Origin of the sequence: Candidatus Vicinibacter affinis (assembly GCA_016714365.1) — a bacterium.
Classification (GTDB): Bacteria; Bacteroidota; Bacteroidia; order Chitinophagales; family Saprospiraceae; genus Vicinibacter; species Vicinibacter affinis.
In genome coordinates this window covers 915,333-938,632 of record JADJNH010000005.1, presented here as the reverse complement: position 1 = coordinate 938,632, position 23,300 = coordinate 915,333, and the positions used below count along the sequence as shown (strand labels likewise).

Genomic DNA, 23,300 nt, shown 5'->3' with positions numbered 1-23,300 from the left:
CTTGCGCCAGGAGGGGGAAAAGTATTATTTATTCATCCAATAATTGAATGCAAAAGATTATTCTCTTTGCAAAACAATATTTTTATAAAGATTTGTCTCATTTATAGGAATTCTTAGCAATATCAGACCTGCAGGATACTCAGATAAATTCATCTTAAATTTTCGCTCTGAAATCATTTCAAATTTTTTTATCATCTCTCTGCCATCTGCAAATTGAATAAATGCATAATTTAAATTCGTTGGTTCACTAAATTCAAGATAAATATCTTCAGATGCAGGATTAGGAAAAATGGAATAATCAGCTATTCCTTTTTGTTCTGTGTCTGTGATTAATCCGATAGTAAATGGTGCCGACTCAGTACGAAAACATCCGTTATCTACAACTGCATGATAAGTCCCTATATCGCTTGAGTCAAATGATGCAGTAAGGTGAATTGGAAGATCTCTGCCTTCGTAAACAAGAATACTATCTCTATAAAGTTCTAATCTAAAATTAATACCTGAAAAATTTCGCAGTGCTAAATCGAGCTTTACATCATCGCCAAGGTGAAAAGATCTGACAGAAGGCAAAGATAAAATAACCGGAGGTCCGATAACATAAAAACCAAATTCAGTGCCATTGCCAAAACAATCATTCGTAGATACAGCTTCAATAATTCCCAAAACATTATCACCAATCAGATTGTACTTTAATATACATGAATCACCCTTTGGAGTAATGGACCAACTAGGACTACCCTCAAAAATGCTCCATACAACTGTATCTAAAGAAATTGCTGCTATTGCCAAAGTATCGTAATAATATATGCTGCTATCACCAACACAATAAGTATCCTTATAGGTAAGATTATTCATGATGATCCCTTGTAGAATTGGCTTATGAATAATCAATGAATCTGAATAACATTCATTCGCATCTCGAGCTATACAAGATATTCTACCCTTCAAATAAGTATTAGAGTCTCGGTGTTCCCAAGAATAAATTAAACTGTCCCCCCTTGGAAAAAAATAATTTACTTCACTGGTGGGCTCAATATTCCAGTTATAGCTCAAATTATTTACATGTTCCAATCGAATGGTATCGAGTTCGCCAGCACAAAACTTAATTCCATCGCTTTTTTGTGTAGTCAATTTTGGTCTCGGATTAGAAATTACGTTTCTAATAAAACTATCTTGAACACCATTTTTTGTTGCTACTAATTTTACATTTACAACGCCTGAATCATTAAAGTAATACGCTGCATTTGAATCTTTTGAAAGTAAGGAATCATTGATATACCACTTATAAGATTCGTACCCATTAATGTCTGAGTTATTTATAAACGTAACACTACCAGGTGCACATATATTTGAATGTTGGAAGTAGGGTCCTTTTGTAAGTTTAAGAATCTTGGGAAGGTTAGTATTGCTTTCGATCCCTGAGATAAATATTTCACTATTCATATTCAATGCTAAAGACCTACATGATACGATATTGTTGTCTCTAATCTGTTGAATAGTCCAGCAATTACCTCCATTTGTTGTTTTAAGTATATAGTTAGTACCTAAAATAAAGCCATTATTCAAATCAAGCATTTCTATACTCAACAATTGGGTATTAAATAAATTTACTTGCTTCCATACTTTTCCACCGTCATTTGAAAATATCAGTAAGCTACTGTCCGTAATGGTGTAAATATTATTTTCATCAATTGCGGAGAGGTGAGTAAAAGTATGGTTAGTAAGAATTGCTTTCCAACTACTTCCTGAATCAATTGATACAAAAATGATCCCTTTTGATTCAGTCAAGCCCCCACAAAACAATATTCCATTTTTCGCCACTTTAATCTCATTGATCACGGAATCGGTTTCATAAACAAGATTCCAATTCATTCCACCATCTATGGTTCGATATATTGCACTAGTATATATTTTTAATTTGGCATCTCTTTTTTTAACAGCAACACCGATCTTATCATTGATCATTTGAATATAACTTACCCCATTTACTTGTTGTTGAGGCTCTTGCCAAGTCAATCCTCCATCATTGGTCTTATATATTCCATTAGAAGCAACAAATCCTACACTATCACTAATAAAATCAATGGATGCAAAATTAGATTTACTAATATTTAAATTTTTTAATTGCCATGAATCACCTGAATCAGTTGATTTTAAAAAATATTTACCATTTGCGTCAATCGCAAACCCATGCCTAGTATCAATAAAATCAATATCCGTGATGTTCATAACAGATTTTGGCATCTTTGCATTGGCCCAAAGCTCTGGGGGAGACAATTGAATGTTGACATCTATAAAGCCAGTGTCCCGGCAATTTTCACGACTTTTGGCAATGGCCATCAACCTGGTAGAAACATTTCCTGAATATTTAAAATTTGATGCACTACTCAAGATATTTGAGGTATTCAAGTCAATCCAATCAATGGTAAAAATATTAGGGTCTTGAATATTGAAATGATATGAATTACCACTGCACAAATTAATTTGATTTGGCAATATGAGTTGAGGTTTTGGATAGACATTAAAATTTTTAAAGCTAGTAAAAGTATCGACACCATTACGTGAAGTAGAAACAAGGCTTATCTTATGTATAGCATTTTTGGTTGTTACAGGATAACTTATTTCAAAATCCGAAGAAAAGAGTGTGTCATCTAAATACCATTTAAAAGACCAGTGTGGATCCCCAATGTTTGTATAGAATAAAGTTAATGGCTCACAGACAGGAGGCTTTGGTGTAGCATGACTATACCCACCAATTGGCTTTAATCCTTGTAGATTCGAGGATTTTAATAAAACGCCATTATTTCCAATGGCCCAAAAAGTCGAATTAAATCTTTTGATCTTTTTTATTAACATACCTTTTGTTTCATTAAATACCTCCCAGGATCTACCTCCGGAGGATGAAAAGCATATACCCCGCTTAGTGGCGGCCAATAAAGAGTCCTGACCTATTGAAAGTAAATCGTCACATTCAAATACACTTCCAACTAATGTATCCCAATTAGTTCCGGCATTTTCTGTTTTCAACAAATAATTTTCAGTACTTACATAAAAAGTGGAATTAGAAGCTGCGCAAACAGATTTGATGTCTGAATTTGTGTTTAATGTTTTCCAATTTACACCACCATTCAATGTAAATGCGAATGTTCGCGATCCGCCAACAATTCCATGCGATACATCATTAAAATCGACATCGATCAATAAATCATCGGTTGAATATATGCCTGTCCAGGAGGAACCATAATCAGTTGTTTTTATTACACTTTTATTCTTTCCAACTGCAAATCCCACTTCATTAGTCGCAAAATCAAGTCCGTATATGGCACGTATAGGGCTGACACTAGAAATGTTTTCATAAGCCCTAATCCAGCTATTACCTAAATTGGTTGACCTGTATACAATTTGAGCATTACCTTCATAAAAGAAACCGGTCGCGACAAGGTAAGTTGAGTTTATAAATTTTACCCCAAGAACGTCGTAAGGAATGTCAAAGCCCTGATCAATATTTATAGTATTCCAGTTCAATCCTTGATTCGATGAATAAAATATACCTTTATAACTTCCAATAATGATCTGATCATTAAGCATATCAATGTCATATAGCTTTTCAGATGTAGGAATGGCTACCCTTTGCCATTGACCATTTAATGATATAATTGATAATAGCGCAAGAACGATAATTATCATTGGTTTATTTGAAAGATCGATACTTCTGTAATTGCTCCACTCCATGATTGTGATCTTCATAACTTGAATAGATAATATTATAAATGTAAAATAACTTGAATGTCCTAATTCACATAATTTTTTTATTGCAATAATGTTGTAATCATTCTACCATGAATACTTAATTCCTCCAATCCCATAATAATCCATAAATTCTTTAGTTGAATCAATATTTTTATAAATATTTCTTTGCAATCTCACCTCTATGGTTAAATTCTTTAAAACTAAATATTCAGTATTCCAATAAAATCCCACACGGTTTTCACTAGATTCTAAATCAAGATATTGAATACCAAATTGATTATTCCATTTTTCAAATAAAAATATTGAACCATTACCATCCAATGTAAATAATTTTTGACTAACATTATTTATAATTTGTTCCGGAATATAGGTTAAAGCCATTGAAATACCACCTTGTCTGAGTTGTAATGCTTGATTTATTCCCAACATTTGATATTTATATGCAACACCCGGAATATTACTATTCTGAGATTGTTGCACAAATTGAATAGAAGTATTTGATAAAATATTGCTAGTGATTTTTATTGGATAATTAAGCATTACGTTCCAAGATCTATTGTCCAATTCAAAGTTTTGACTACCAGAAATCAATTTATTATCTTGTGAGTATGGAGTATAGGATAGAATAAATACAGGCCATTTAGGAATATATAAATTACAATTCAAACCAAAGAACCGGGTATTGCTTCTGACCGTACTTAATAAAGGATTTAAACTATTGTTATCCTCCTTTGCGAAAATAGAAAATGCTATTTTCTTTTCCCAAAAGGATTGCCGTAATTCAGCTTTCCATCTGATGATATTTCGTATTAGAGTAGGAGATCCAAGGTTAATGAAATTAGGACCAATGCGCTCATGATTTAAGTTAATATCTGTACTATTTGAAAAAAGTTTAATTTTCGCATACATATTATAGGCATAGTCAAAAATGCTGCTGCTATTCATATGTTGAGGGAATAGAAATTTTAAAGGAATTGTATTAGAATTATATTCTGTGGAATTATTTGAATTCAATGACAGATCTCTTGTAAATAAAGATCCTACAATTTCCCCTCCTAAATTTATATGTTCTTTAAACAAAGAGAGTCTTCCTTCTGAACCAATGATCCTATTTTGATTAAGTGGAGATGTCGTCGTTACAACTCCTTTAGGTAATTGATCCTTAATATCAATGAAACAAAGATGCAAATGATTTCCTTGTTTGGATCCAATTCCAGTCTTAAGAGCAAATGTGGTTTGTGGCAATGTCAATTGTGGAACACTATAGCTAGTATTTAGTGCTTTTCTTGCCGATTGCCCATAATTAGTTTCTATATAAAATTTACCAGGATTATATTGCACGTGGACTCCATTGATCGCCAAACTGTTCAAAGTCAATTTTGAATAATATGGAAAGAAATTTCCAAAAGTTAAATTTTCAAAACCGTTTAATATTTTTTGCCATTTGTTCATCAAGTTAAATTCACTCAGCCCTTTTTGAATTGAATGAGGATCTCGTAAAATGGGATTTTTATTAAATTCCTTTGCTGATTTTATTTTAGTTGCTAATTTTTCATATTTATTGCCGAGTTGTTTAGATTTTTCCAGTACCATAACCCTCTGCTCTAGATTAAAAATCTCTGAATCAAATTGAATAAGACTATTAAGTTCAAGTTCCTCTCCTTCATTAAGTTTGTCTTTTGAATTTTTAAGCTGTTTTAATCTATTTCTATTTTTTCGAATATCAGGATTCGCAAGAACACTGTTTATTCGATTCAATTCTTTAAGCTTCTCTGCGCTATTTTTAATCTCTGGGTCATCCAGTTGTTTTTCCCATTCTTTTAACTTTGGAAACTTCTTACTTATTGCTGAAGCCTTAAGATCGGAAAGCCTTTGTAATTCAGCCAAATCTGTACCTGATTCAATATCCTTGATCTTAGTTTTCAATAAGTTTTGCATATTGTTTTTAAAATTTCCAGCATCGAATCTTAAGGCAATCTGATTTAGACTTTGTTTTTGTGCTGACTGTTCAGTGGATAGCAATATGTCCATTCCAACCGGAATAGAGGCAACACTTAAATTAGGATAGCATTCAGCGCGAACGAAATTTTTAGGCACTTTTGAATTAAAACCTTGTCTATCTGAAAATTGTCCAGAAACTCTGGCATTACCTGAAAATAATATTTTGGGTTTTAACTTTTCTCGAGCACTTGATTCATTATCAACTCCTATGCTCTTTTTAATTATACGATATTCAGCTATCAATTCATTTGACACATTGAATAATTTGATTAGTACATCTAAAGAGCGGTTTTCCAATGGCGCAGTATTAAGCATATCCACCTTCATTTGCAATGGCTGCAACATCGCTAAATTGAAATATTGTGTGCCGCTATTTAAAAGAAATAACTTACTTCTTGCTTCATAAATTAGGGTTGAATTTTCTCGAATAGTTACTACAAAAAATGTATTTTGATTTACCAACATTGAGTTTTCAATCTGTATATCCCAAACTTCATGGATTGATTTAATAGATTCATTTAATAAGCTAAACTCGACTTGCCCTCGCAATGTCTGCATGGATATAAAAAAGAGAACGAGTAATAAATTAACTTTTTGCTTCACAATATTGAATATTATTCATAAACAATCCGAATAAAAATAAACAATTAAAAATCACTTTCTAAGCCATGCTCCGGAGTTGTATTTCGTTTTCATTTCTTGAAGCTTGTCGTCAATATTATCTTTGATACAATCAAATTCAACCCCTACCCGATGAAATCCCATATAGTTCTCAGTAAATATCCTAAAACCATCCCTTTTAACCTGAGAACCAAGATTAGATGCTTTTTCGGAACTTTTAAATGAACCAACAATTACAATGCACGATGGCATTCCATTTGTCAGATTTTCCACTGTTTTCGGTATTATAGCATGAATATGTTTCAAAATGCCTTTGTCATGTTCAGCAATAGTAGCTTTTGAATACCCATTCTCTTTCAATATTAAACCAAGTTCTTTTGCTTCGTTAAAAGTATTAAAGCTACCAATGAAATAGTTATATTCTCCAGTTCCCTGATTTTTTTTGGAATAGATTGGTCCCAATTCAGATAATGAAATATAGGCGTAGTCTGACTCCTTTCTGGTTGCAAATTGTACAGTAAAGTAATGTGAACTATCAGTACTTGTATTGGATTCATCTTTAAACTTTAAATTCCCACTTTTATGGCTCTCCTTATCTTTAGTATTTTGTGGAATCTCATTCCTCGCCAATGGAATTGAGTGATTTTCTGCTGCTGTGGGCTTGGCATTAGTCTTGGAACTTACAGTACTCGGTGGACTTAAGCTAGTTGATTTATTAGTTTCTTTCTTTTTAGTCACTTCCTTTTTTTCAGCCATCTGTTCCTTAGTAAAAGTTTTCTTGAATGTCACTTTATCCTCCTTATATTTAATGCTTTTTCTTGAGTTAATCCTAAAAGAACCAGTATTTAAATCTGAAAGCACATTCCTACTGGTAAAATGTATTGTATTCGAATAATTGGTGTTACTGTTTTTGCAATCCAATTTCTTGCGAGCAACCCGATCCTTCCAGTAGTTTTGGCCATATCTCTTATAATCTTGAATAAATGCATCGAAATTTTCGTTGGCTTTCTGGCAATTTCCTCTGAAACTGGCAATTATAGCTTTATTGTAAAATCGGTGATCTGCAACATATTGTACTCCGAATTCCTGCCCAAAGCCAATACTAGCATGAAGAAGAAATAATCCAACCAACAGATTCTGACCTGTTCGTAAAGTTTGATTATTTTTCATATTTTAAATTTCATATATTCTACAAGCTTTTATGCAATCCTTGAACCCAACAAGTGTTAAGTACTAGGTTGTCCAAAAATAATTCATTTATTCAACCTCATACTATTTTCATCACGTTATATCTAAACATTATCAAAAATTAATCTATTACTCAAACGCTATGATACGAACAGATTTCTCCATTTTGCTTCATGATTAATATTTGTAATGAATCATTTCAAATTTGGCACCAATGGTTTCATTTTAGGAAGCAAGAAAGACAACTAGATTATCTCATAAAACCAGCAGGACTTACCATCATTCTAAATCAGAGAATTATTCATAAAATATCCTAAGGTGTTGATCTAAATTCTCTTAATTGACCATTAGATTTTAAAATACTCCACAAATTATAATACATTGTATGAAATTCCTATATGCAGTTCTGTGGTATAAATATTTCAATTTACTAATTAGAATTATTACTTGCATAAATTCCTTTTAACACATGGTTTCTTTTGTTTCGAGAATCCTACATTTGAAAATTTGCAATGATGAACAGTAACTAATAGTAAAATGAATATTAAAGGCACACTTTTTTAAATTTTATTAAAAATCAGGAAACCTGATGTATTTACTAAACAAATTTAAATTTGTTACAACTCAATTGTTGTCATGCTTGCATTAATGCTGCTACAAAAGATAAAATAGACAAACATAAAGTCAAATAAATATGTCAATTTCATTTAGTTTCTACTTTGCAAAAATCTAATTATGTAAAATTAGCCTATTAATTCAAATATTCAATAATTCTCTCTATATATTCCTTGCTTACACTCGGATTTTCAATACATCTCAATTGTTCTTTTTTACTGGATTTTTTCTTGAACACAATGCTCTTTCTGTCAGTAATATATTTAAATACCCAGTCCATGGATCTTGTCGACAGAATGTTTTGCAAATTCGGCCCAATAAAATCCATATGTCTTTGATGGCAAGAAGCACAAGAATTACGAAATAAACTTCTACCAGATCCATCAGGAATTAAATTAAACTTATCATAAGTTAATAATGGATTTTGGGTCTCATCACTTTCTGAAAACATAATAGATTTAAAAATGTCAAGTATCGTATCGGTATATATAATATCTCTTCCACTGATAATAAACCTTTGTTCTCTATTTTTGAAACTCTCAATACTCATCTCTATTCTTCCTTGACCAGCAACAACAGGTATTACAATATATGCAATTAGACCATTGACTGTATCTCTTTTCAATTTGTGCTTATTGGGTTCATCATTGTCGCAGACTGATCTGCTATACAAACCCAGATTGAAATTCAAAGTGTCTCTTCTATTCGTTAGGGAGCCAGCTTAACTATCTATACCTTGTTGATCTATCTTCTCCCAGTCCGAAGGGGTTTTAAGAGTGAATAATCCGAAATCAAGTATATGCATATCCTGTTTCGGTATTTCGGATAAGCTAATCAACGAAATCAATAATATTGTATATAGTTTTATGGTCATTTGAATTAGTTTACTAGATGGTGCAGAATAATATTTTAAATAGTTTTTCTCTGAACTTTTATATTGATAAAAAGACTAGACAAAACAACAATCTAAATTCAAAATAAAAGGTATACTTTTTTCTATTAATCTAGTCATTAATCACAAATATTTCTTACTTTATTACTAATTTCCTTCCATCTCTGCTTTTTGATATTATACTTGTATACATGCTCAGCTAAACGACAGGCACCACCCACTACATAGGTTGTAAGGGTTTTGTTTTTAGAGTTAATTGTTGACGGAAAAAACTGCATAGATTCAGATAAAAATGAGTCTAATAAAAATTTGCTTTCCAGGGCTTGAATATAATAATTGTAAGTCGAACCGCTACTCATACCTGATTCATGAATGACAGCTATATCTTCCCGACTATCAAAATTAAAATCTGCTATAATGATATCGCCATAATCTCCATCCAGAATTTCTGTTTCTAAATTAAAATTAGTACGATAAGATCGGCATTTTTCACAATTGCCAAAAACCCCAGGAAATAAGTACCCAGGAGAATTACTAAATGAATCTATTAAGTTATGAGTTAACTTTTCATATACTTCTATTTTGATAAGCCGATATCCTGTATCCTTTTCTTGAGCTTCAATCGATACAAGCTTTACCTTATAATCATATTTATCAGATAAATTCTTATAAATACAACCCACATTGGACAAACTATCCATATCAAAATAGTCTTCTCCAACTAATTCTTCTGACATATTCAGGAGACTGTCATTAAGCTCTGCGTCTTTAGAATAATTGAGTTCCTTGACTTTTGGTGAGTACATAAAATGGCAAGACATTAAAAGTAAACCCAGATAAATAAGATAAAAATTAAATTTCATTAGTTTATTGAATTATTGACAGTAATTGTATTTATAAACTTTCAGTTAATTCTATTTGCCATCTCATTCCACCGATTATAAGCAGAATTTCCCATCCTTGCCGTTTGCTCTCTCAACTTATCAGTATAATCCAATATTCTTGTTTCGTTTTCTTGGAGCATAAGAACAAAATTCTTAAATTGGAGATTTCCAAGCAAATTCTTTGTTAGAATCTCCGCTGCTTTCAATGTCATCTTGATTACGTTTCCTTCATCAATTGTGATTCCATTCTCTTCCCTTTCCAGCAATTTAATATTGTAATCAATGATAGCATGAATTATTGAAAGTATTCGAATTATAGAATGTGGATGTGAATTTTTATTGGTGTAAAATGGCATATCCATTGAAGGTGATGAAAGAATTCTTACAAATATCGCTGCAGACAAAATGCTTATTAGGCACTCGAGGTCATTAGAGGTTTTACGTTTATGCCATTTTTCGAAATACTGATAGATATGTGCGCCCAAATTCATCGCACTAAAAAGATCTGCATCAAACTCTAAAACATGTCTTTGGAAATCAAAACTTATATTTCTATCCAAATCTTCATTCAAACTCAAATTTAATCCATCCGACTTTTGGATCAAGTGCCCAAGTTCGTGGTAAAAAGTAAAACTCATACAGAATTGATTCATCAAATCATGAAATTTACGATCTGAATGTGCCTCTACATCTTTATAGCTTTCCAATCCTAAAATATATAGGATAGTTTTGTTATCCTGAAATAAATCCCTCAATTTATAAACCGTTCCTATATTAAATCTAATAATAAAAGTGTCTTTATATTTAGTTGCACCTGCATTCATGGTTAAATCGTCAGCAAATACAAAGACACCTGGTTCAATCCCGTAATGGTAGTGTTTGACTATATTACTTTGATAAAAATTGAAAATAAAGTTTAATTCCTTAGAAAGTGGCTTATCTCTGAAATCAAAAACTGGAATATCAGAATAGATTCCAAGTTCCTTACATTTATCGATAATTTCTTGATAGTCGTATTCCATTCTCAGAAGATATTTTAATTTTTGAAAAATTAGTTTCCACCAATTCAAGATAAATTTTATTGAATGAAAAATCAATACAATGATCCAACTAATGACAAAAAAACACTTCAAATATATAAATGGTTCTAAATTGACACAAGTTGCAAACTTTCCGCTTGCAGCGTCAGGAAACTTGCCAGCAAGGGAAATTTCCACCAACAGTAGTTACTTAATATAATTGGCAATAGTCAAACACTTGCAGCCAGCAATTGGCTGCCCAATTTTAAGCAATAGAAAAATGACAACTAAAACCCAAATATCAGTTGATAATTACCCAGGCAACTTAGATACTTTAATTGATTTGTATTATATTCTAGCTTCATTTAATATTTTTATTACTATTTATCAAATTACAAATTTTATATATATCGGATCGTAAATACAATCTGCGACCATCGGGGGTCTGTATGTTCAACTTCTTTTTTATTGCATTATTTTCGTATAACCTATTCACCTTTTGGTTTTTCCTCCGTTTTATACTTGAAATTTAGGTCTAGGATTGTTGTAGTTGATTCAAAGACATCTAATAATTCAGATTGATCTTTAGATAACCCTTGTCCAGACTTTACTAAATCCCAAACAGCTTTTGTAATTGTAATTTGTTCAGCTAATTTCTTATCACCACCATTTTTTACATATGTAATGGTAACAGCTTCATATAGATCTGATGGTATTTTATTCATCTTTTCTATATCTCCTTGAATTTTTAAAACTAACTTACTCCCTGAAAAAATTGTTTTACTTAATCCGCTAACAATTCCACTAACAGCATATATTACTTCTGTGGTTGAAGCAGCAGTAGCAGCTGCTCCAAAACTTAAGGCTGTCAATGTTACTCCAGCAGATAAGGCTACCACTATCCCTGCCCATTCCTGGGTTTCAACCGTCAAATAATCAATATCTTCTGCAAGTTTTGTTTGTTTGGGTGTAAATGCAACCCAATTGTTGTCTTTTAAATAATAATATTTAAATATATTTAATTCATCTTGTTTGCTTACATCTTGTCTAAGCACTGTAAATCCTTCAGATTTAAAAATGTCGAGATCTCTTCTACCATTATTATGGAATTCATTACTTAAAGCAGAATTATGACGCCAATTACAAACAGGCTTAATAGGCTGTAAGCCTTCAAGATCAATAAATTGAATAACCGAATTAGACGCAAAAATATAAGGTGAATAAGAATGTATTAATTTATAAAAAGGATCTACACTCAAAAAACATCCTAAACGAGGGTCATACATTCTGTATTCAAACGCATAACTATTTCCTGCTCCATTAATTTCATCTTCCTTTTCAATACCATTAAACCCAAAACGATAATTTGTAGAACTCTTGTAAGTACGTCCTGCCATCGGACTCCCAAACGGATAATAATCCTGTGCAGTAATCAAATGCGCAAATATTCCAATACCAGAGGAACCAACTGGAACTCTTCCTAATCGCTTGCGATCTGATATTGTAGCTAGCACATTTCCCAGATGGTTGGTAAGTTCGTATTGCATTAGTCCACGATAGCGTTGAAACTTTAGAGGTTTTGGTATTTTAATTTCACGAGCCGAACCACCGCCAGTTGGAGTAGAAGGATCTGAGGATCCACCTGGAAGTTCGATATCTGAATCAGCTGGGTTAAGTTTTTTAGTTCTGGGATACCATACTCCTAATCTTGAGCTGCCATAAAGGGTGATTGATTGTAGACTCCAGATCTGAAGGAGAGAATTAGATGGAGCTGTATTCATATAATGAGACATAACATTGCCGCTAGCATCTCTTATATACAAGGTTGTCGTGTCCTTAAATCTCTTAGAGATACGGTTGCCGAGCGCATCATATTTGAATACAATAATATCCCCGTTGTCCTTTTTGATACGACTTACCTTGCCACTTAGATTCCATTCAATGCTGAGTCCTTCTGCTTCATCACGTATAAGATTGCCTAAACGGTCGTACTTATAATTGTTCGCTTGCTGATCGTCGATGTCTGTGGAATAATTACTTACATTCACTACATCATCTACATGAGTCAATCGGTTGTTTTGTTGCTTAAAATTGTAGGTGAACCGATCCATTTTGAGTTGGTTACCGCCAGCAGTCGTACCGTTTCTATCCAGATTCAATATGTTCCCATTAGCATCATATGAATACCGGGTCTGGTAGTCATCTTTTTTAATTGCTGATATCCATGAGTTATTATTTAGTCCGCTATAATAATCCATACCCTTGATGCGGTTGAGTTGATCATATTGATAGCTGTAACCTGCTGGGCCATCCTTTCCATAAGCTCCCATAAATCGGTCTATAGCAGTGATCATCGCGCGGATATTGCCATTGTACAGATTTTTACTTGCCGTATTATAACTTGAGCTGCTGATTTCTGTTTCAAATTTTTTGGCTGGTGCATGTTGTGCGATGGAGTTATAATCGCCCTGATAGTAATTCAGGACGTAGCCTACCTCATCTTTTGCAAATGTCTGATGCTGTTGAGATGTCATGCCGTCTTTTCCCATATCTGTATTCACTTGCAGGTTGCCGGAGTTCATGCCCTTGATCCAACCTTGTAAGGTGTATGCATAATCTAATCCTTGTATTTCGTTCTCCCCTATTTCTGTCCTTGCCAAGGGTCCATGCGGATAATAGACGTAATGTGCATCTTCGTCCCAAAGTATGCCGTTGTGACTGGTGCGCACCAAAGTCAATCTATTGTCTGCATCATAGCGGTAGTCGTGTATAAACTGGTCAGATTTATTGCTCTGATAATATACTTTGTTTACTTTACCACTGATCAGATCGTATTCATATTCCATCAGTTTGGCAGGTGTATTTTTTCCATCTTGAACGAGGGATTTTACATTGCCGTGGATGTCGTAACTATAGTGTGTGATATAATCCGGCTTTAGATTATTATAATTAGTCTCTATATCATAAATGGCAGCTGCGCCCACACGACCTCGGAGATTGTCCACTGAGCTTAATGGAAATCCAGGTGGCAGCGTGCCGGTATAAAAGTCATGATCGTATGTAGTGGTAGTGATCTCGAATTTATTACCATTGTTTACAAATAATTTCCATGGTGTAGTATCCACCGGAGATGGAGGTGGTTGTGAACTTGCTGCAGTAAATTTTAATCCACCTACTTCTTTGATTCTTCCGAGCCAATCGTATAGGGTATAACTGAATTCAAGTTTCTTCTTTTGTTCAGGATTCTGAGAACATACAAGTCTTCCGAGGTAATCGTACCAGAATAGCGTTGGTTCTTTAACGAAAACTGTGGGAGAGGTTCCCATATATCCTTGATCAGGTATTTTTTGTGTGGTGAGTTGATTGAGGGAATTGTAGGTGTAATTGGAAGTCCAATTGTGTTCTATGCTCGTAACTGTTGGAACAGGATTTGGTGTTACAAGTGTACGATACTTGGTTCTGTAAGTAGCCATACTTGCCATTTCGTTTTGATTCAGGCCGATAACGCCATTAGGTGGCACAGTTTGAACCAGGTTATTGCTTTGATCGTAATAGTATAAAGTGAAGTGGTGTTGTGCAAATCCTGCTTTATCATTAAATGTTTCAACCGCTTGGAGGCATTTCATATTATATGCATGCAGGAAAGCAGATTCAATAGAATCAATAATTTCTTCATACAAGATATAAGCATTAGCTTCGGCTACATCGTATAAATTTTCAATACATGGATCGGGCATACTATCCAGAGTCATCGTGATCCATTTGGAAGTATCACACCATATACCATGACAATCCCCAAAATCGACCGTATCAAAAACACCTCCAACTAAATCGATGGGTATGCAATCACTACACAATGGATCATAAGGTTTTTGTGGTAGTTGAGGATCAGCAGGACCGGGCCAAGGATCAGTCTGTATGGGTGGGGGGAATTTCTTTTTACGGGATTTATCGATCACGATTTTTTTAGCCTCCAATTTTTTAGACTTTTTGGATTTCGGTTGCGAAGTTCTTTGCGTTTGAGGAAGTTCTTCTTTACAACAGCGGCCGATTGAGAAGCATCCATTGGTTGAACCCGCACAGGTTACTATGCCTCCATCTTGGAATTCCACATTAAATAGAAATTTGTCTGTATAACCGTTTGAGTTCATCTGGCCATAATCAGGAATTATATTAAAAAATCTAATAATTTTATTATTTGAAAAATGTGAATTATTATTTCCTAAATACAATATTAATTCACAATGAGTATTAAGTTTAATTTTAACAATAATTGGATCAATATAAACAGTAATAGGTATTTCAGTTAAAGCATCTTTCACAATATTTAAACTATCAATAATACACTTTCCTAATAGATTAACATTAACAAGAATTGTGTGCTGAGATGAAGGGTCTGTACTTGGATTTGTAGAAATTATATTATTATGTAGAATATTTATTATATTTATTAAATTATCAAGAGGACATAATTTTTCACATTGTACGGCAATACTATTTTTGCAATTAAAGCCACATCTAATTGAATTTCCATTACGCGTATATTCATTTCCAAAAATATCCTGGATGTTAAATGTAATATTAATGCGATTAAATATGTTATCATTGTATGGGCAACCAGTAGTATTAATTTTATTAATGTTTATAATATCATAAAGTGATAGCCTAGTTAAAATATGACACCAATTAGCTTCAGAAGTATTTTCGGATGGTAATGATGAATTTTCAAAATTTATAGTTAAAACTGCGTCAGTATTCATACTGAATTGTAAATCAGAAAAGGGATAGTGCAATAATTTAATCTTTGGAAACATAATTTCTAAATCTTCATATGGAATTGATTGATTTAGAACCTGATTTTTAAGAGTTTCAAAATTATTGAAATAATTGTTTAAATCAATAAAGTTATTAATTAAACTAACACCAGGTAATAGACTGAATCCTGGGATATCTTGAGGATTTATATATGTTGATAAGTCTATACCTTTTATAATGTCCAAATATTTGAAGTAATTTGAAACTTTTTGATAGTCAGCGTCTATGTCCAATAGTTTAGGCTTTAAAAAAGATACCAAAGCATACTCAATAAGTCTTGAGAATTCATCTTCGCAATTACAACTATCACATGTATTTTTTGGTAATGTTGGAAGTACATTATTCATCATTGCAGTCGGAGGATATGCCCAAAAATCAACATTCATGTTCGGTAGAATATCATATGGTGATGGAAAGGCTTTAACCTTATCTTTAAATAAATAATATCTGCTTGATGAACATGGTTCTTTTTCTTCAAGAAATTCATATTCATCAACCCAAAATTTATTGATGAAGGGATTAAAGTTTTCCTGACCAATGCATTCATTGTAACAGTTTTTGGGATCCATAGCATAACTTGTTCTTGCCTGGTACTCTACGCGCTCCTTACAAGAAATATATAATGACTTATAAGTACTCCAGAATGTGTTGGCTTCAACAACATTGGAAAGTAAATTTGCCCAAGTGACAGAAGAAATACATAAGGGATCAAATATCCCCGGTCCGGTGCAGAACGAATTTGCCAGAGCCAGATCTGTTATAGACGGATCTCCTGCATTTCCAATCGGAAAATGATCCATACAATTCAACATTTGAGCAATATGGTGTTGTCCCGGACCTGGATTATCAGTAACTGCTGTAGCTCCTTGTTGGAAAAAGTAAGGATCTTTGAGCATGATCTCATGATCATTTAATGCATTAATAAAAACAGGTGTAACACCGGTTGGTGAGTTCGCTTCCTGAAGACTTGAAGTTAGGTGTAAATAATTGGTATAGGTCTCTGAAGCTGCTAAACTATCACTGCATCTTTCATACATACAATACTCAGGGTGTATGGGAACCAAAGTATTCAGCCATTCTTCATCAAAGTTTTGGATAAATTCCTGAACTGTTAACGAATTCATTAGTCTGGTATCGCCATCAATGATTACAGTCTCACCAGATCCCCATATATTTTGATAATTTATTGATGGAACCTTTAGCTTGTTGTTTAGATTGAAAATAGATAGTGGATATGCATTTGCACTATAAGTACTGGGTTCAAATTGCGCATATTGTCCTCCCGGCATCAAATGGGATTTCATAACTTCATACGCAATGTCACAAGGATTAGTGAATAAAGTGTCGCACACTTCCTTTGCCAATTCAATATCGCTTTCATCCGTGCTACCGACGACATCTTCACAATCTATATGGCAATCGTCTTCATTGACATTGTCCAACTGTTCTTGCAAGATATCTTCCAAAATGTTGGTGCAAATATTATTGGGATCGTTGATGTAGTGATCAAGGTAAGCCAACGCAGCAGATTGATTTACTTTGAGCTTCTTGATGATGGAGTATGTACCTACAGGTAAGTCTCGAATTACAAATTCATTGTTTATCGGTAGTAGATTGGTGTTGAAATGCAAGGGAGCATTACAAGTTGTATTGATATCAAATACCAATGAATCCTGATTGTTAATGTCTAGTGCAATGGATGTATCTATAAAGGAACCTATGGTCTTGATGAGGTGGTAGAAGGTATCCGGACATTCGTTGCTTACAACTAACAATTCCAGGTCATATACACAATCGTAACAGACATTAGCCGGCATACAATTATCCACACGAAATTGTTCTGCAGTGACACCATAATAAAACGTATGATCTCCCTTACTATCTACCGCAAGCGTAAAGGTGGCATCTAGGCTATAATTGCTGCTGTCCACCCTATTGTAGGCCAAAAGATCAATTGTCATCGGAAATGGTTTATAACTTGGAAGCTGCTCCAGATTATCCGGAGCTTTAGCTGCCAATGCCGTTGCAATGGTGTTGCCCTTTGCATCAAGATAACTGATGCTTACTTGGGTGTTCGGATCAATGACCATATTCTTTTTATAATGGCTGGCGATTCCGACATTGGTACCAAATAAATAATCGAGTTCTTCCTGAGCAGGGGTTGCGTAAAAGTACTTTGTCTCGTGTCCGGACTCTAACTGAAAGGTTGGACCAGCTCCACCTTGTCTTTGAATGCGACCGGTATTATCGGGAGTGTATTCCGTTTGAATCATTGGAAAACTATCACTCTTTGGGATGTAGGCAAGATGTGTTTCTTTTTCAGCAGGGGTAAGTTGATTATAAAATTGTGGAGAATAATAATAAGCCGCTCCACTGGCAGAATTCATTGGTGCAATTTGACCATTGCATGCTGGGCCATCCAGGTCAAAATCAAGTTTTGAATAAGGCTGACCTGCCATATTTCGATTGAAATTTGCTCTAAACTTTAATGCGGGATCGTGTAATACCGAAGCAGGTAGGACTTGGACTGCTGGTCTTCCTTGATGGTCATACATAGTTTCGGCAACCAATACATTGTTATCTGAATTATTCACAGTGACAGTCTGACGAGTGCGCATAGTTCCATCCATATAATTGACTACATCTTTTCGTTTGCCTTCTTCGGCAAAAGAAGTAATCACTTGCCAGTTTTTATTGTCGTTCTCGTGTGGATCATTCACCCAATAAGCATGCAGCCAATTCGCCAAAGAAGGATTTATACCCTCATAACTATTACAAGTACCCGACATAGATCCACAGGACCATCTTCCTGTTACAGGATTGTCAATATCTGGAAGAACATAACCATGTGCCCTGACTCTAAACACCAATGCACCACTTTCATAAACGATAGGCATTTTGTAACAATTTTCAGCTATACTAACGCGTGATGCATTGGCTGAAAAGGAAAAAGTGCTACTTGTGATTCCCAAATTGGAATAAACATAAGGTATATTATATTTCTCTACAAATGACCATTCTAAATCATAATATTCAGTGCCTTGTATCACATCCCAACATACATTAAGTTGATTATTGGCACTATTGAATGAGAAATTCATTTGACTCCACTTCAAGGAATCATTATAATCGAAATTGATGATTTTGTCGTACTCCTGAACAAGTTTAAGCTTTACAGAATTGGCTATCTCCTTTTTTTGTATTTGTGTAAGATTTGGTGGGTTTTGATTAGAAGTTACAGTCATTTTTTCAATAAACAAATCCGAACTTTGTGTTAACACTTCAACCTGGAATCTGTAGGCCCCTTCTTGAAGATATAGATCCAATTGACGATGAGCACTTCCTTCATCTGGATTGTATTCAATGATTAGTTTATGATTCTCTTCATTCAAGGTATGATTGATATCCAGAAAACTGATTTTAATAGGAATGGTTAATTTATAAGCATATGTTAAAGGCATTACAGCCGGATCAATATATAATTCGACACGACTTTTCACCCATCGGATTTTATAACCATTTTCCCAATCCGAATTGCCTAAGGGATTAAAACTAGGTATTTCCAAAATTGACGTGTTGGTTACACTACCTGCACTTCCATATATAGCATAATGTAGAAAATCAACGCCTTGCAAATAAGACACGGTTGTTTCAATAGCTGCGTTAAGCCGAATTGCAAATAAAAGAAAAGATAGAATTAATGGAAGTTTTGTCATGGCTAATTTTCTATAACATCATTTTGTTAATTCTAATTTTGTTCAATGGCATTTCTATTTTAGTTGTATTCTATTGTCAATACAATGATATTTCTTATAGGAATTTTTTGCTTGAATCCGTTTACCATCAAAGCTAAAATAAGGATTAGACAAAATGGTGTAAAACGGTTCTTGAACCTTAATTATGGGTTTGTATTTAATAACTAATTTTGGTTTAGACAATTCATCTGGTTTTTCTTCATTCAAAGCAATTTCACTAGAATAAAAAAGCGACATATCAATTAAATGATATGTTTGTTTATTAAAAGTAAATTCGATTTTATCATACTCCATGTTACTCAAAGAAATTCTATATTTTTTTATAGGAAAACTAGAATGTAGGACTTCAATTTTAGTGATAGAATATAAACTTGTATCGAAGTTGATTTGGCCTATTAAATTAAAATAATTTCGTGGGCTTCTATCAAGAAGTATTGTTGATTCATTGAGATCCACCAATACCATATATTCAGGATCCACTAGGGTTATTATATTTTCAATATTTTGGTATAACTTATCATTTATAGATTTAACAATAGAGTGACTAGTGCTATAGACTTGATTGCTTTCATGGGTATCATACATATAGTATTCCGCTTCAATCTGCTTGTTATTTGTACATGTAAATAGTTCCATTATTGCTGACCAATCATGAAGGAATTCTGACCTTTGAGAAAATGAATTTCCACACAAAGCGATAATATTTCCAACAATTAATATATACTTCATAAATACAACTTTCAAATATCAGATATCAAATTACAAAACTTGCCTTTCATACTCCGAAACAATTAACTAATTTCCTTTTAGACATTTAATATTATTTACAATTATTTACTTTTCCAATTTTAGCTTCGTACAATAAAATATAATAATCAAGAATAATAATCTACTAAAAGTTTTAACTCATCAATATTAAGTTCCCATAGAATTTTAAGGAACCTATAATAGGCTATGTTCTGTACTTTGGGATCTAAACCATCAATATACTTACTTAAAGTGTAAGATTTTCTAGCCAGATATATTTCTTTTAAACATTTACTCATCCATACTTTATGGTACTCTGACTGAAATTCATTTTGAATATGAAGCATACATAAATACAAGCAATCTCCGTAGTATTTACTATTGAATAGATTTGGGGCTTGTTCCATAAATGCTTTGTATGAAATCTCCTTATATAATTCACTAACAAGATTAGAACTGTTTTGCTTTAATTCAGGAAATAAGGACTCCAAATAATTAATTCTAATTTTTACTTGCGGATGAGACAATAGTGAATCCTTATTGATTAACTTATCCTCTACATAAAAATCAATTTTCGAATATTCCACATTTGAGAATAAATATGGGTTAATTTCAACTCCTTCAATACCAAATAATTGAGAGAGGGTAGAAATCTTCAAGGAATCTATTTTTACAGTATCATATAATTCCATTCTAGACATAGCAATTTTATAATCATGAGAATTATAATTTGTATTTTTATACAATATATATCCTAAAGAATCAGCTTGCAATTCATTCCTTCTGCTTAGTTCACTATTTTCGTACAAAAAAGATCGATATAGGGTTAAAGCCTTTTCCGTTTTACCATATCCAGAATTTAATACCTTTCGTGTTTGTTTCTGTATTTTATTGTCCTCAACTGTTCTAATTTGAGACACTATCGAATGCTTCAATAAATAATGAGCGACTTCATGACACAACACACTCGCTACTTGATCTTCATTTTGCAACCAATGAAATACACCCAAATGTAATACAATAGTACCATAAGGTAAGCAAAAGGCGTTAAGACTGTGGTTCTTCGAAACCATAATTTGAAATTCACGAAAATTCAAATTATTTGGTAAACAAATCTCGGTCAATATATTCTGTACTAATCCGATTATTCTTTTATCATAAATAAACTGATTGGCTTCAATTTGATTTTGGTAATCCCTTGAGAATGCAACAGAATTTTGATTTATTTTGCTCCAGGTATTTCTCTTAACCTCACTTTTTAATGAGCGTAAAAAATTACTAACAGAATGTTGAAATATTTCTATGGCTTCCTTTTTTTGTAAAGAGTCAGAAGTTTCCAGAGGTATATATATTTGTGTATATGCTGAAAAAACTCCTATATATTGTAAACTAATAATAAAAATCAATGTTTTTCTAATGCTCCACATAAGTTAACTTTATCTAATTCAATTTTTCCAATCTAACTTCCAACAAATTATCATTTATATCTACTTCGGTCAAAAGCATATAACCGAATTTAGCAGGTATTGCAAATAGTCTATGGCTTTCTTTAGATGATAATGGGACTTTTTCTTCTTCAAAGCTACCATTAATAAATTTTCCAATACAAAGCTTCCAATTTGAAATATTGACTTCGTCTTTAACTTTATTATCATCTTGTCGTTTATAAAATAAAACAATTCCATCTTTATCATGCAAATACTGAGTATACATTAAATCAATAGATTCACCTTTTGTTACCTCCTTATTGATAGTAAATTCTTTTATAAGTGTAAATTGTGAATCCAAATGAAAAAGAATATAATCTTTACTTCGTGCAGTTCTATTCGTTGATGCTTCCAACACTTCTGATAAAAAAGGAATTGGCAGCATTAATCCACTTCTTTCTGGTTTAACTTTCTTAGTAAAAATTAAAGTTGACCCATCTTTAAGTAAAAAAATATCCTGCTCTCCAATTTGATATTTTGCTTTATCCACACCAAACTTATTAAAATGCTGATTTTGACATAGACTAGCCCAATTATTAAATGTTTTTCTCAATTCTTTACCAGACTCATCAACAGCAATTGAATAATAACCAAGATCTTTTATTTCAGACTCTGAAGAAGCCAATGGCTCTTCACTGTAATTGCCTAATATCAGCAATTTTCCATCCTTTTCGAAGAGTTTCATTGTACGGAGGTATTGTGACTCAATATCTACTAAAGGATAATTATATCTAATATCTCCTGTCAACGCATCAAAACATAAAATATTTCTATTTAATAATTTCCTAGGTCTACTATTTGATACTTTCCTAGTTAGCGTCAAAACATAAATAAATCTAGAAGTAGCTAATTGAACTTCGCATCCAACTATTGTTCCTTTTATGTCACTTTTATTAAAATCATGCTTCCATAATAATGAATTATCTGTCTTATGTATTCTAAGTGGTTCATAGCTGGTATTAAATTTATTTCTAATAAATCCATCAACCAAATAGTTGGCATTCTCATTAGTAAAAAATGTATAATTAAAGTTTTTGTAACTGTTAAAATAATCATTACTATACTTTTTGTTATATTTCAAGACCTCTAATCCATTTTTTGTTTGAACATATTCAGGATTTTCGGCAGATCCTTTTAAGGCCAGATATTGTATGCTGGTAAAACAAAATTGAGTACAATATTCTTGTTGCACAAAAAGGGAATCTCCTACTAAAAATATACGTCTTATTGAAGGAGTATAATATTTTAATTTAGGGTAGTTTATCACTTTTCTGAATGCTAGATTCAAGTTTTGATCTAACATGACATATTCAAGTTCTCTTGTTATTGGATCAGGATTTTCATGTGAATACACATAAACATAGCCTACAACTTCTTCCTTAGAATTGTATAGCACGCTACTAAAAATTCTTTCCCCTTGTACTAAATCTGACAATTTATTTATTTGGCCATAAATTAATCCAGAATTCAGAATTAGAATCACCCAAACACAATAGTTGACATTATAACTGAAAATATTAAAAACA

At 32.8% G+C, this 23,300-nt stretch carries 10 protein-coding genes; all 10 read right to left on the bottom strand.

What is annotated here, in order from left to right:
• Positions 1–57: 57 nt before the first annotated feature.
• A complete protein-coding gene (locus IPJ53_03905) occupies positions 58–3,747 on the bottom strand; it encodes a hypothetical protein (protein MBK7798234.1) in 3,690 nt (1,229 codons plus the stop codon).
• Between the two features lie 87 nt (positions 3,748–3,834).
• Positions 3,835–6,354, bottom strand: coding sequence for a hypothetical protein (locus IPJ53_03900; GenBank protein ID MBK7798233.1), 2,520 nt, complete (start codon positions 6,352–6,354; stop codon positions 3,835–3,837).
• A gap of 51 nt (positions 6,355–6,405) precedes the next feature.
• Positions 6,406–7,542: a hypothetical protein gene (locus tag IPJ53_03895; protein MBK7798232.1), complete on the bottom strand. Its 1,137-nt coding sequence runs from the start codon at positions 7,540–7,542 to the stop codon at positions 6,406–6,408.
• A gap of 769 nt (positions 7,543–8,311) precedes the next feature.
• The gene (locus tag IPJ53_03890; GenBank protein ID MBK7798231.1) at positions 8,312–8,800 is read right to left on the bottom strand and encodes a c-type cytochrome; all 489 of its coding nucleotides are present in this window, start codon (positions 8,798–8,800) and stop codon (positions 8,312–8,314) included.
• Between the two features lie 386 nt (positions 8,801–9,186).
• Complete coding sequence (locus IPJ53_03885; protein MBK7798230.1) at positions 9,187–9,930, bottom strand: hypothetical protein; 744 nt, start codon at positions 9,928–9,930, stop codon at positions 9,187–9,189.
• Positions 9,931–9,971: 41 nt separating this feature from the next.
• Positions 9,972–10,973, bottom strand: a complete 1,002-nt coding sequence (locus IPJ53_03880) for a hypothetical protein (GenBank protein MBK7798229.1) — start codon at positions 10,971–10,973, stop codon at positions 9,972–9,974.
• 485 nt (positions 10,974–11,458) lie between these two features.
• On the bottom strand, positions 11,459–19,501 hold the full coding sequence (locus tag IPJ53_03875) for a hypothetical protein (protein ID MBK7798228.1): 8,043 nt from the start codon (positions 19,499–19,501) through the stop codon (positions 11,459–11,461).
• A gap of 54 nt (positions 19,502–19,555) precedes the next feature.
• Entirely contained in the window at positions 19,556–20,269 is a 714-nt protein-coding gene (locus IPJ53_03870) for a hypothetical protein (GenBank protein ID MBK7798227.1), read from the bottom strand.
• Positions 20,270–20,415: 146 nt separating this feature from the next.
• Entirely contained in the window at positions 20,416–21,714 is a 1,299-nt protein-coding gene (locus IPJ53_03865) for a M48 family metalloprotease (protein MBK7798226.1), read from the bottom strand.
• Positions 21,715–21,727: 13 nt separating this feature from the next.
• Positions 21,728–23,209 carry a hypothetical protein gene (locus tag IPJ53_03860; protein ID MBK7798225.1) on the bottom strand — a complete coding sequence of 494 codons (1,482 nt, stop codon included), beginning with the start codon at positions 23,207–23,209 and terminating at the stop codon, positions 21,728–21,730.
• Positions 23,210–23,300: the final 91 nt, after the last annotated feature.

Excerpts from the sequence above, each read along its gene's own strand:
- IPJ53_03875 (MBK7798228.1), bottom strand. The coding sequence starts at position 19,501 with ATGACAAAACTTCCATTAATTCTATCTTTTCTTTTATTTGCAATTCGG.
- IPJ53_03895 (MBK7798232.1), bottom strand. The coding sequence starts at position 7,542 with ATGAAAAATAATCAAACTTTACGAACAGGTCAGAATCTGTTGGTTGGA.
- IPJ53_03905 (MBK7798234.1), bottom strand. The coding sequence starts at position 3,747 with ATGAAGATCACAATCATGGAGTGGAGCAATTACAGAAGTATCGATCTT.
- IPJ53_03870 (MBK7798227.1), bottom strand. The coding sequence starts at position 20,269 with ATGAAGTATATATTAATTGTTGGAAATATTATCGCTTTGTGTGGAAAT.
- IPJ53_03880 (MBK7798229.1), bottom strand. The coding sequence starts at position 10,973 with ATGGAATACGACTATCAAGAAATTATCGATAAATGTAAGGAACTTGGA.
- IPJ53_03865 (MBK7798226.1), bottom strand. The coding sequence starts at position 21,714 with ATGTGGAGCATTAGAAAAACATTGATTTTTATTATTAGTTTACAATAT.
- IPJ53_03885 (MBK7798230.1), bottom strand. The coding sequence starts at position 9,930 with ATGAAATTTAATTTTTATCTTATTTATCTGGGTTTACTTTTAATGTCT.